Source organism: Streptomonospora sp. PA3, from assembly GCF_009728995.1.
Classification (GTDB): domain Bacteria; phylum Actinomycetota; class Actinomycetes; order Streptosporangiales; family Streptosporangiaceae; genus Streptomonospora.
On sequence record NZ_VTZW01000023.1, the window covers coordinates 201,336 to 212,725 of the forward strand.

Sequence of the window (11,390 nt, forward strand, 5' to 3'; positions counted from 1 at the left end):
GGCTACTGCCCGACCAGGTCGGGATGGAGGCGGGAGGCCACCAGCTCGATGCTGTGCGCCGCCCGGACCCCGGCCGCCCGATCGGCGAACAGGAAGGGGTGCACCTCGCCCTCGGCGACGGCCGTGACTCCCGCCAGTGCCGGATCCGACATGATGGCCCGCACCTCGCTGCGGGCGTCGGCTCGCGTCAGGTCCGCGCCGCAGCAGAGGTCGGTGAGGATGACGTCGGGGTCGCGTTCGACGAGTTCCTCCGCTCCCACGTCGAGGTTGCGCTGCCCGGTCAGGTCGGCGAAGGCGTTGACTCCCCCGGCGCGCTCGATGATGCGGGTGCCGAAGTCGATCCCGCTGGCCACCCGGTACCCGCCGTCCTCTCCGGGTGAGACGATCGCGACGGTGGGCCGCTCGGCCCCGTCCACCTGCGCCTCTACGGTCGCGATCCGCTCGCGCATATCGCTGATCACGTGCTCGGCGGCGTCCTCGGCGCCGAACAGGGCACCGAGGCCGCGAAGATCGTGGTAGACGCCGTCCACGGTGACCGAGGCCGGGTCGATGGCGCGATCGGTCAGCCCGTCCTCGCTCGGGCACAGCGGGCTCAGGATCCAGGTCTGCACGCCGAGCTCGTGCAGGCTCGCACGGGTGCCGACCGAGCTGTCCCCGCTGTTCTCGGCGAAGATGTTGTTGTAGCCCGAGAGCACGAAGTCGGGCCGGGTCGCCAGCAGCCCTTCCCTGCTGGGCAGCGAGGGGACGTAGTCGGCCCGGGCCTGCTCGTCGGCGTACTCCGCGAGCACCTCCGCGTCCAGGAACGCCGTGCCGACCAGCCGGTCGCCGAGGCCGAGCGCGTGCGCGACCTCGATGCCGGGCTGGTAGGCGGCGTAGAGCCGCTCGGGGGGAGCGTCGACGGTGACATCGATGCCGCAGTTGGTGCGGGTGGTGCCTGCGGCCGACTGCTCGGGGGCGGGAGCGCCGCAGGCGGCGATCAGGCATGCGCCGATCAGCGCGGACGCGGCACGGGACGATTGCGCATATGCGGGGGCCAAGGTCGAGACCGCCTTTTCCAGGTCCTCGTGGAATCGGGTCGTGCATTGCCGTGGCCGGTCTCCTGGCTGACGGGTCGATACGCGCCGTGTCCTGCCTTCCCAGGGCTCGTGCCCCAGTGGCCCGTTCGCCGAACGAACGAACACAGCGCTCCCGATCACAGTGGCGAGGGCCGCACCGGTTCCACACCGGTTTCCCGTTCACCACGGCGCCGACGACGGTAGCACCCCGTCCCCGCTGCCCGCGGAACCGGGCGGGCCCCTCGCGTGGAGGCGTCGGGTCCTCCCCGTCGCGGCCGGGCGGCGGCGGAACGGGCTCGACGGTCCGGCGTCGGCGGTGTTCGCCTCGCGACCGGTCCGGCCGGGTCGGCGAGCCCGGCGGTCTCCGGGTCCCGGCCGCGGCGGGACCGAAGGCGCCGCCGGGCGGTTCCGGGGCGTTGACGGCCGCAGTCGGGCGTGGTGACATCGAAACATGCTGATGTCACCCGAGGACTCCGTCGCCGATGCCGCCGTGGGCCTGTTCGGCGACCCGCTGCGGGCGCGGATCGTGCGGCTGCTGGCCACCGAGCAGATGTGCACGTGCCATCTGATCGAGCAGACCGGGGCCCGGCAGACGACCATCAGCCACCACCTGCGGCTGCTGCGCCGGGCCGGGCTGGTGGAGACCGAGCCCCGCGGGCGCTACACCTACTACCGGCTCCGCCCTGAGGCGATCGCCGATCTCGCCGACGGACTGCGGGACCTCGCCGCGCAGGCCGCTGAGGCGCGGGACCGCTACCGGCCCTGCTGAGGGGGCGCCGCCGGAGGTTCGGCCGCACTTGCGGGACGCACGTTCCCCGGCGGCCGGAGGCGACTCACTCGCGCGCGGGCACGCCCAGTTCCTCCAGCAGCCCTGCCACGCGGCGGCGGATCTCGTCGCGCACGGGCCGCACCTTCTCCAGCGGCTGTCCGGCGGGGTCGTCCAGATCCCAGTCGAGGTAGCGCTTGCCGGGGAAGATCGGGCAGGTGTCGCCGCAGCCCATGGTGATCACGACGTCGCTGGCCTCGACGGCGCCGGCCGTCAGGACCTTGGGCTGCTCGGCGGTGATGTCGATGCCCAGTTCGGCCATGGCCTCGATCGCGACCGGGTTGACCTGCTCGGCGGGCGCGGACCCGGCGGAGCGGACCTCGACCCGGTCTCCCGCGAGGCGGGTGAGGAGTCCGGCCGCCATCTGGGAGCGGCCGGCGTTGTGGACGCAGACGAAGAGCACACGCGGTTTGTCCGCCACGGGACCGGCCTTTCTACGCCGACCTGGACCGGCAGCACCGGCAGCCGGTGCGGCCGCGGGCGGCGGCCGCACTCCGCAATCTATCAGCCGAGTCTGATATCAATCCAGTTCGATGTAAGGTGGCCCCGGCCCCCATAGAGCAGAGCCGTCCACAAGGAGGCCCGGCATGGCCCGATCGGATACGGGCACCGCGGCGCCCGCCACCGCCGAGCAGCGGCGCCTGTCCACGCTGGACCGCTTCCTGCCCGTGTGGATCGGCCTGGCCATGGCCGCCGGCCTGCTGCTGGGCCGCTGGGTCCCCGGACTGCAAGGCGCACTGGACGCCGTGAAAGCCGGCGGAATCTCGGTGCCGATCGCCATCGGCCTGCTGGTGATGATGTACCCGGTGCTGGCCAAGGTGCGCTACGACCGGCTGGAGGCGGTCACCCGCGACACGCGCCTGCTGGCCTCCTCCCTGGTGCTCAACTGGCTTATCGGACCGGCGGTGATGTTCGCCCTGGCCTGGATCTTCCTGGCCGACCTTCCCGAGTTCCGCACCGGGCTGATCATCGTCGGACTGGCCCGCTGCATCGCCATGGTCATCGTCTGGAACGACCTGGCCTGCGGCGACCGCGAGGCCGCGGCCGTGCTGGTCGCCCTCAACTCGCTGTTCCAGGTCCTGGCCTTCGGCCTGCTCGGCTGGTTCTACCTGGAGGCCCTGCCCGGCTGGATGGGGCTCGACCAGAGCGGTATCGACGTCTCCGCGGCCGAGATCGCCGCGATGGTGCTGGTGTTCCTCGGCGTCCCGCTGGTCGCCGGCTACCTGACCCGCGCCTTGGGGGAATGTGCCAAGAGCCGCACCTGGTACGAGGAGCGCTTCCTGCCGCGCATTGGCCCGCTGGCCCTCTACGGCCTGCTGTTCACCGTCGTCGTGCTCTTCGCCCTCCAGGGCGAGGCCATCACCTCCCATACCCTCGGCGTCGCCCGTATCGCCGTGCCCCTGCTCGTCTACTTCCTGCTGATGTGGGGGCTGTCGATGCTGCTGGGCCGGGCGATCCGGCTGCCCTACGACCGCTCGGCCACCCTGGCCTTCACCGCCGCCGGCAACAACTTCGAACTGGCCATCGCCGTGGCCGTGGGGGTCTTCGGGGTCACCTCGGGCCAGGCGCTGGCGGGCGTGGTCGGACCGCTGATCGAGGTGCCCGTCCTGGTCGGACTCGTCTACGTCTCCCTGTGGGCGCGCCGCTTCTTCACCGGCTCCCCGACCACCCCGCGGAAACCCGACCGCGCATGACGCTCTGGCGTCCCGCGGCAGCCGCCCGCGGTCGACTCAGCAGCAGTAGCGCAAGTAGGTGCGGAGGTCGTCCAGCGCCGCCAGGCTGCGCTCGCGGTCGGAGCGGTAGAGCACGATCTTGCCCTCGCGGCGAGAGGCGAGGATGCCGCCCCTGCGCAGCAGGGCGAGCTGCTGGGACGCGGTGGACTGGCCGATGCCGATCCGCTCGGCGACCTCCCCGACCGACAGCTCCGCCCCCTGGGCGAAGAGCAGCATGATGCGCTGGCGGGTCGGACTGGCCAGGGCCTTGAGGAAGTCGTGCGTGGCCTCGCTGAGTTCGGCGGAGCCCTCTGCCCCGCATGCCGCATCCGATGCCAAACCCTCGCAGCCCTGCACGCCTGCCGACTCGCTCATGTCCCCCATGATTCCAGATCGTCATATCGTCATTTCACGATTTTACGATATGATGGACTCATGAACCTGCACGACGACACGGTGATCATCGTCGGCGGCGGCCAGTCCGGACTTGCCGCCGCCCGCGCGGCCCGCGACGCCGGCCTGCACCCCCTCGTCCTGGAAGCCCAAGAGCGCCCCACCGGCTCCTGGCCGCACTACTACGACAGCCTCACCCTCTTCTCCCCCGCCCGCCACAGCGCGATGCCCGGCGCGCCCTTCCCCGGCAGCCCCGACCGCTACCCGCACCGCGACGACGTGAGCGCCTACCTGGAGCGCTACGCCGCAGGCCTCGACGTGGAGATCCGCACCGGCACCCGGGTGGAGGCGATCGAAGCCGACGGCGCCCGATTCGCTGTACACACCGCCGACGGCCGCACCCTGAGCGCAGCCGGCCTCATCGCGGCCAGCGGCTCCTTCGCCAACCCCCACCTGCCGGTACTGCCCGGGCAAGAGGGCTTCACCGGCGAACTACTGCACGCGGCCCGGTACCGCACCCCCGAGCCATACGCCGGCAAGCGCGTCGTCGTGGTCGGCGGCGGCAACTCCGCGGTCCAGATCGGCTACGAACTGGCCGCGACCGCGTCGGCGACCCTGGCCACCCGCGCCCCCATCCGCTTCCTCCAGCAACGCCGCAACGGCCGCGACCTGCACGACTGGCTGGTGACCACCGGCTTCGACCACCTGCCTCCCGAGTGGCTCATCCACTACGTCGGCGGCACGCTCGTCATGGAGACCGGCGACTACGAAAACGCGTTGCGCTCAGGCCGCCTGGACCGGCGGGAGATGTTCACCGCCTTCGACGGCGAGGCCGTCGTGTGGGCCGACGGCCGACGCGAACCCGTTGACGCCGTCATCTTCGCCACCGGCTACCGGCCCGACCTCGGCTACCTGCGTCCCCTGGGCGCCCTCGGCCCCGACGGCGCGCCCCGCCACACCGGCGGCCTCTCGGCCACCCACCCCGGACTGGCCTACGTCGGTCTGGAGTTCCAGCGCTCCTTCTCCTCCAACACCCTGCGCGGCGTCCACCGCGACGCCGCGCACATCATCGCGCCGCTGGCCGCCCACGTACGCAAAGCCCCGGCCGCGGCCGGGCTCTGACCCCGCACCACCGAGCGGCTCCATCCGCCCGCGAATCCCCACCGGGCGGCGGTCCACGCGACCACAGCACGGGCACGCTCCCGCCCCTCGGGCAAGGCCGTGGTCAACAGGTGAACGTCGCGGGCGAGACGACCGCGGCGCCCTCCCCTGATCACCTCCCGTCCGCGATGCCGCACAGGACCAACGCCATCCGGCCATCGGCGACGATGGGAGGATGGCGGAGTTCTCCATGCCCGGCGGTTCCCGGAGCGGGGTCGTCCGCATCGGCTGCGCGGTGCATCGTCCGCCCACGGCGCGCAGCGGCTTCGTCCGCGCGCTTCTGGAGCTGTTCGAGGACGCGGGGTGGGACGGCGCTCCCCGGTTCCTGGGGACCGACGCCCGGGGGCGTGACGTGCTGAGCTTCATCCCCGGCCATGTGGCGTGGGAGCCGGTGCAGCCGGCCGCGGTGGCCTCCGACGCGAGCCTGGTGCGCGCGGCGGCTCTGGTTCGGGAGTTCCACGACCTGACGTCGGGATCCGCACTGGCCGGCGATGGGGAGGTCGTCTGCCACAACGATCTCGCGCCGAAGAACACCGTGTACCGCGACATGGGAGCGGGCTTGCGGCCCGCGGCCTTCATCGACTGGGATCTGGCCGCCCCCGGACGCAGGATCGACGACCTGGCGCACGTGTGCTGGCAGTTCCTCCGGCTGGGACCGGCCCTCGCCGATGTCGGCGATGCGGCGCGCCGTATCGGCGTGGTCTGCCACGCCTATGGGCACGCCGACCGGTCGGATGTGGTGGACAGGATCCTGTGGTGGCAGGAGCGGTGCCGTCGCGGCATCGAGGCCGGTGCTGCCGCAGGCGATCCCGCCATGGTCCGGCTGCGTGCTTCGGGTGCCGTGCGCGAGGTGCGGCTTTCCCAAGAATGGGTGGAGGCGCACCGGCACCGCCTGGCCTCGCGGGCGTGAGGGGCGGGAACCGCCCCGGACCGCGCGGGCTCCGCCGCCATCGCCGATCGGCGCCGAAGCCGGGCGCGGCGGGTGCTCAGGAGGAGTCCGACCGCGTTCCCCGCGGGCGGCCTTACGGCTTTCCCAGCGTGCTCTCCCTACGCACGAGGGCGAAGCCCGGCCGGATGTGGCGCGGTGCGGCGTGCTTCGCCTCGTCGTCGCCGTCCAGGCGGTCGATGAGGGCGTCGACCGCGGCCTGGGCGATGGCCTGCTTGTGGGGGGCGATCGTGGTCAGGGAGGCCGAGCAGTAGCGGCCGTCCTCGATGTCGTCGAAGCCGGCCACGGCCACGTGCTCGGGTACGCGCAGGCCCCGTTCACTCAGCGCGCGCATGGCGCCGATGGCGACCAGGTCGTTGTAGCAGAACACGGCGTCGGGCGAGGCGCCGGAGTCCAGCAGGCGGGCCATGGCCTGGGCGCCGTCCTCGCGGGCGTAGCCGTCGGTGGTGGCGACCAGCGCGTCGCCGTGCGGGAGGCCGGCCTCGGCCAGGACCTCGCGCCAGCCGCGCAGCCGCAGGTGGGCGGTCTGGCGGGCGCGCCCGTGGCGGGCGCCGAGGAAGGCGATGCGGCGCCGGCCGAGGTCGATGAGGTGCCGGGTGGCCGTGCGGGCGGCCGCGACGTTGTCGATGGCGATGTGGTCGTAGGGCGCCTCGTACTCCCGCTCGCCCAGCAGCACCAGGGGCGCGTCGTGGCCGCGGGCGAGCAGGTCCTCGTTCTCCAGCTCGATCGGGCTGAGGATGAGCCCGTCGATCAGCCGCGCCCGGAAGCCCTGTGCGAAGAGGACCTCCTGGTCGCGCCGGCCGTTGGTGTGGTCGAGCAGCACGATGTAGTCCAGGCCGGCGGCGTAGCTGATCACGGCGTCGGCGAGTTCGGCGAAGTAGGGGTTGCCCAGCTCGGGCAGGGCGAGCGCGATGATCCCGGTGCGGCCCTTGCGCAGGTGGCGCGCCGTGAGGTTGGGCCGGTAGCCCAGCTCGTCGATGACCTGCTGCACCCGCTGCCGGGTCGCCGGAGTGACGTGCCGGTAGCCGTTGACCACGTTCGACACGGTTTTGACCGACACGCCCGCCCGCGCGGCGACGTCCTTCAGGCTGATGACCACAGCGCCCCCTTCCGCACGTGCGCCCTGCTCGGCTCGCGTCCGCGCCGTCCGGCTCCGAGCCTACGGAGGGACGTCCGGCGCGGTGCCGGATGAAGGCGCATGCCGACGCACGGGCCGACCGGGTCCTTCGGCGTGGTCGGGGTGCCCGGCCCGGAGTCGAGCTGTCTTTTACATCGTTATACAGCATCGGCGGCCGACCACACAGGGGTTCTGCTCACGGGAAGTCCGCGATGCACGGCATTGCAGTGCGTCGACCGAGAACGCCGGGGATCCCGATCCGGGGTCTGGACAGCCGGGTGTGACTGTGCTCTCATCTTGAGATAGCTGGATTTCCCACGTTGTAAAAACGCGGGATCCGTCGGCGGTCCGTGACGCAGGCCGCTCGGCACATCTCCCATAACCGGAGGCTTCGGATGAGACGCTTCCTGCCCGATCCCGACTCCCCATCCGCCAACTCCGCCCCCTCCCCCCGACGCCGTTCCCTGCCGGCCGTGCTGGCGACGGCCGCGACCGCACTCGTCCTGCCCCTCACGGCCGCCTCCCCCGCGCAGGCCGCCGAGTGGACCCCGCTGGAGCCCCCGCTGACCACCCCCTGGACCGACGACGTAGCACCGGACAACGCGCTGCCCGAGTACCCGCGCCCGCAGATGAAGCGGGACGAGTGGCGCAACCTCAACGGCGAATGGCAGTGGGCCCCGGCCGAGAAGGGCGAGGCGCCGCCCTTCGGCCAGACCCTCGGCCGCCGCATCCTCGTCCCCTACCCCGTGGAGTCCGCGCTCTCGGGGATCGGCGAGGACACCGACCGGATGTGGTACCGCCGCACCTTCACCGTCCCCGACTCGTGGGGCGACCGGCACGTCAAGATCAACTTCGACGCCGTGGACTGGCGGGCCGACGTCTGGGTGAACGGCACCAAGGTGGGCGACCACCGCGGCGGCTACGACCGGTTCTCCCTGGACGTCACCGACGCGCTGCGCGACGGCGAGAACGAGATCATCGTCGGCGTACACGACCCCACCGACGCCGGGCAGCAGCCGGTGGGCAAGCAGCGCGACAACCCCGGCGGCATCTTCTACACCTCTTACTCCGGCATCTGGCAGACGGTGTGGATGGAGCCGGTCCGCCCCGCGCACACCACCCGCGTCGACCTCACCCCCGACCTGGAGGACGAGACGCTGAAGGCCGTGGTCCACGCCGCCCGCGCCGGCGGCGCCACCGCCGAGGTCACCGTCCGCGACGGTGGCACCGTGGTCGGCCGGGCCCGCGGCGAACCGGGCTCCGCGATCGAGGTGCCGGTGCCCGACCCGCACCTGTGGTCCCCCGCCGACCCCTTCCTCTACGACGTGGAGGTCACCCTCAAGCGCGGCGGCAAGGTGTGGGACCGGGTCGAGAGCTACGCGGGCATGCGCTCCATCGGCACCGAGATGGTCGACGGCGTGCTGCGCCCGGTCCTCAACGGCGAGTACGTCTTCCAGATGGGCCCGCTGGACCAGGGCTACTGGCCCGACGGCATCTCCACCGCACCCACCGACGAGGCACTGAAGTTCGACATCCAGGCGGCCAAGGACCTGGGCTTCAACACGATCCGCAAGCACGTCAAGGTCGAGCCCGACCGCTGGTACTACTGGGCCGACCGCCTGGGCATGCTGGTCTGGCAGGACATGCCCTCCATGGACGGCCCTCCCGGCCAGGCGGCGCAGGACCGGTTCGAGCACGAGCTGCGCGAGATGGTCGACCAGCACCGCAGCTTCCCCTCCATCACGCACTGGATCCCCTTCAACGAGGGCTGGGGCCAGTACGACGGGGCCCGCATCACCGCGGAGGTCGAGCGGATGGACCCCTCGCGGCTGGTCACCGGCGCCTCGGGCTGGCACGACACCGGCAACGGCGACGTCATCGACTCCCACATCTACGTCGGCCCGGGCGACCCGGATCCCGCCACCGACTCCCGGATCGCGGTCCTCGGCGAGTACGGCGGCCTGGGACTGCGGGTCGACGGCCACGAATGGAGCCCCGGCAACGGGTTCGGCTACGAGATGGTCTCCGACAGCGAGGCGCTGACCACGCGCTACGAGGGCCTCACGGCGGGTGTGCAGCGGCTGGAGCGCACCAACGGCATCTCCGCCGCCATCTACACCGAGATCACCGACGTCGAGAACGAGCTCAACGGCCTGTGGACCTATGACCGCCGGCGGCTCAAGGTCGACGCCGCCCGGGTGCGCGCCGCCCACGCGGACCTGATCGCCGGGCGGCCGGTCGGCGGCACGGCCGAGCTTCCGGTCGGCGAGCTGCACTCGCTGCGGGTCACCACACCCGGGCACGAGGACCGCTACATCCGCCACCGGGACGCGCTCGGATTCACCGAGGTGGTCGGCGAGGACAGCCCGGACGTGCTCAAGAAGGACGCGACCTGGCGCATCGTGCCCGGCCTGGCCGACGAGCGGTGCTACTCCCTCGAGTCGCTCAACTACCCCGACGAGTACCTGCGCCACCGCGAGTCCCGCGTGCGGCGCGAGGCACCCGACGGCTCCGAGCTGTTCCGCGAGGACGCCACCTGGTGCGCGGTGCCCGGCCTGTCCGGGTCCGGGGTGTCGCTGCGCTCCTACAACTTCCCCGACCAGTACCTGCGCCACTACGACTCCGAACTCTGGCTCGCCGGCATGGGCGGCCCGGAGCCCTACGAGACCTCGCACCTGTTCAAGCAGGACGTGTCCTGGGCGATCGAGGATCCCTGGGCGCAGTGACCGCAGCGGGGCCGGCCCGATCCGCCTCCGGCCCCGCCCGGTGCCCGCGGGGCGGCGCGCCCCGCGGGCACCGCACCACCGGCACCACCCGCGCGGCACGGACCTCGGTCGGCCCGCCTGCGCGGCCGCGTCCGGCCCGCGCCGCCCCGGGCACGCCCGGCGGATCCGGCGCGCTCGCCCCCTACCCTCCGCGACCCGTCCCTGTCCCCCTCGGCTCCCGCCGAGGCCGATCCCCTGTTCGGACCACCGGCGGCCCCTCGGCGAGCACGCGCACCGCGCGGCCTCGCGATCGGCCCGCACATCCTTCTCTGGTGGAGGCTGAAAATGGCAACCGTTCCCTTCGACCGCGCCGGGCGCTCCCCCCGCCGCACGGCAACGGTCTTCACCGCACTCGCCTGCACGGCGCTGACACTGCTCGCGACCTCCTGCGCGCGCGGCGAGGACGAGGCCGGCGGCGGCCAGACCGCGGGTGGCGGCCAGGCCCGGGCCCAGGAGCTCGACGACGCCGCGGGCAGCGACCAGACCTGCAACATCGAGCAGTTCGGCATGGAAAAGTTCGACCTCAAGGACATGACGGTGGGCTTCTCCCAGTCGGAGGCGGAGTCCAACCCGTTCCGCATCACCGAGACCGCCTCCATCAAGAGCGAGGCGGAAAAGCGCGGCGTCGAACTGATCACCGCCAACGCCCAGTCCGACTTCGCCCAGCAGATCAGCGACGTGCAGGGGCTGATGTCGCAGGGCGCCGAACTGCTGATCGTCGCCCCGCTCAACTCCGACGGCTGGGAGCCGGTGCTGGCCGAAGCCGAGCGCAAGCAGATCCCGATCGTCACCATCGACCGGGAGATCAACGGCAACCCCTGCGAGGACTACGTCACCTTCATCGGCTCCGACTTCGTCGAGCAGGGGCGGCGCGCGGCCGACCGGATGATCGAGGCGCTCGGCGGCGAGGGCGAGGTCGCCATCCTGCTGGGTACCGCGGGCAACAACGTCACCACCGAGCGCACCGAGGGCTTCAAGGAGCGCATCGAGGAGAAGGCGCCCGGCATCGAGGTCGTGTTCGAGCAGACGGGCGAGTTCACCCGCGAAGGCGGCCAGTCGGTGACCGAGCAGCTCATCCAGTCCAACCCGGAGATCGACGGCGTCTACGCCGAGAACGACGAGATGGGTATCGGCGCCGTCACCGCGCTGCGCGGGGCCGGCAAGCAGCCGGGCGACGTGAAGATCGTCACCGTGGACGGCACCGAGGCGGCCGTGCAGGGCATCATCGACGGCTGGATCTACGCGGTCATCGAGTCCAACCCCCGCTTCGGCCCACTGGCCTTCGACGCCCACGAGTCCTTCGGCAAGGGCGAGGACGTCCCGGTCGAGCTGATCATCTCCGACCGGGAGTACACCCGGGACAACGCCGAGGAGGAGCTGTCCAATGCCTACTAGGCGCGCAGGCGGCCCGCCGG

At 72.1% G+C, this 11,390-nt stretch carries 10 protein-coding genes and 1 riboswitch; of the genes, 6 read left to right on the forward strand and 4 right to left on the reverse strand.

The genetic code is table 11. The annotated features are described in order from the left end of the window. Positions 1 to 2 precede the first annotated feature (2 nt). On the reverse strand, positions 3 to 1,037 hold the full coding sequence (locus FZ103_RS24540; protein WP_156004585.1) for an ABC transporter substrate-binding protein: 1,035 nt from the start codon (positions 1,035 to 1,037) through the stop codon (positions 3 to 5). Between the two features lie 34 nt (positions 1,038 to 1,071). Next, positions 1,072 to 1,258: riboswitch (cobalamin riboswitch) on the reverse strand. Positions 1,259 to 1,506: 248 nt separating this feature from the next. Between FZ103_RS24540 and FZ103_RS24545 the strand changes: the two genes are divergently transcribed. Then, positions 1,507 to 1,824 carry a helix-turn-helix transcriptional regulator gene (locus FZ103_RS24545; RefSeq protein ID WP_156004586.1) on the forward strand — a complete coding sequence of 106 codons (318 nt, stop codon included), beginning with the start codon at positions 1,507 to 1,509 and terminating at the stop codon, positions 1,822 to 1,824. Positions 1,825 to 1,888: 64 nt separating this feature from the next. Here FZ103_RS24545 and FZ103_RS24550 read toward each other — a convergent pair whose 3' ends face one another. Next, positions 1,889 to 2,302: an arsenate reductase ArsC gene (locus FZ103_RS24550; RefSeq protein WP_186356817.1), complete on the reverse strand. Its 414-nt coding sequence runs from the start codon at positions 2,300 to 2,302 to the stop codon at positions 1,889 to 1,891. A gap of 166 nt (positions 2,303 to 2,468) precedes the next feature. On the opposite strand from FZ103_RS24550, the gene arsB reads away from it, so the two are divergent. Further along, entirely contained in the window at positions 2,469 to 3,575 is a 1,107-nt protein-coding gene (arsB, locus tag FZ103_RS24555; protein ID WP_156004587.1) for an ACR3 family arsenite efflux transporter, read from the forward strand. 36 nt (positions 3,576 to 3,611) lie between these two features. Here arsB and FZ103_RS24560 read toward each other — a convergent pair whose 3' ends face one another. Next, on the reverse strand, positions 3,612 to 3,968 hold the full coding sequence (locus FZ103_RS24560) for a helix-turn-helix transcriptional regulator (protein ID WP_156004588.1): 357 nt from the start codon (positions 3,966 to 3,968) through the stop codon (positions 3,612 to 3,614). Between the two features lie 60 nt (positions 3,969 to 4,028). Here FZ103_RS24560 and FZ103_RS24565 point away from each other — a divergent pair, with 60 nt between their 5' ends. After that, entirely contained in the window at positions 4,029 to 5,108 is a 1,080-nt protein-coding gene (locus FZ103_RS24565) for an NAD(P)/FAD-dependent oxidoreductase (RefSeq protein ID WP_186356818.1), read from the forward strand. A 214-nt stretch (positions 5,109 to 5,322) separates the two neighbouring features. After that, positions 5,323 to 6,057 (forward strand): phosphotransferase, encoded by a 735-nt coding sequence (locus FZ103_RS24570; RefSeq protein WP_156004590.1) that lies wholly within the window; start codon positions 5,323 to 5,325, stop codon positions 6,055 to 6,057. Between the two features lie 112 nt (positions 6,058 to 6,169). Here FZ103_RS24570 and FZ103_RS24575 read toward each other — a convergent pair whose 3' ends face one another. Next, positions 6,170 to 7,192 carry a LacI family DNA-binding transcriptional regulator gene (locus FZ103_RS24575; protein ID WP_186356819.1) on the reverse strand — a complete coding sequence of 341 codons (1,023 nt, stop codon included), beginning with the start codon at positions 7,190 to 7,192 and terminating at the stop codon, positions 6,170 to 6,172. Between the two features lie 413 nt (positions 7,193 to 7,605). Between FZ103_RS24575 and FZ103_RS24580 the strand changes: the two genes are divergently transcribed. Both FZ103_RS24580 and FZ103_RS24585 read left to right on the forward strand, forming a co-directional pair. Next, the gene (locus FZ103_RS24580) at positions 7,606 to 9,936 is read left to right on the forward strand and encodes an AbfB domain-containing protein (protein WP_156004592.1); all 2,331 of its coding nucleotides are present in this window, start codon (positions 7,606 to 7,608) and stop codon (positions 9,934 to 9,936) included. A 324-nt stretch (positions 9,937 to 10,260) separates the two neighbouring features. Then, positions 10,261 to 11,370, forward strand: a complete 1,110-nt coding sequence (locus tag FZ103_RS24585) for an ABC transporter substrate-binding protein (protein WP_156004594.1) — start codon at positions 10,261 to 10,263, stop codon at positions 11,368 to 11,370. Positions 11,371 to 11,390 lie beyond the last annotated feature (20 nt).

Excerpts from the sequence above, each read along its gene's own strand:
- FZ103_RS24545 (WP_156004586.1), top strand. The coding sequence starts at position 1,507 with ATGCTGATGTCACCCGAGGACTCCGTCGCCGATGCCGCCGTGGGCCTG.
- arsB (WP_156004587.1), top strand. The coding sequence starts at position 2,469 with ATGGCCCGATCGGATACGGGCACCGCGGCGCCCGCCACCGCCGAGCAG.
- FZ103_RS24560 (WP_156004588.1), bottom strand. The coding sequence starts at position 3,968 with ATGAGCGAGTCGGCAGGCGTGCAGGGCTGCGAGGGTTTGGCATCGGAT.
- FZ103_RS24565 (WP_186356818.1), top strand. The coding sequence starts at position 4,029 with ATGAACCTGCACGACGACACGGTGATCATCGTCGGCGGCGGCCAGTCC.
- FZ103_RS24570 (WP_156004590.1), top strand. The coding sequence starts at position 5,323 with ATGGCGGAGTTCTCCATGCCCGGCGGTTCCCGGAGCGGGGTCGTCCGC.
- FZ103_RS24580 (WP_156004592.1), top strand. The coding sequence starts at position 7,606 with ATGAGACGCTTCCTGCCCGATCCCGACTCCCCATCCGCCAACTCCGCC.
- FZ103_RS24585 (WP_156004594.1), top strand. The coding sequence starts at position 10,261 with ATGGCAACCGTTCCCTTCGACCGCGCCGGGCGCTCCCCCCGCCGCACG.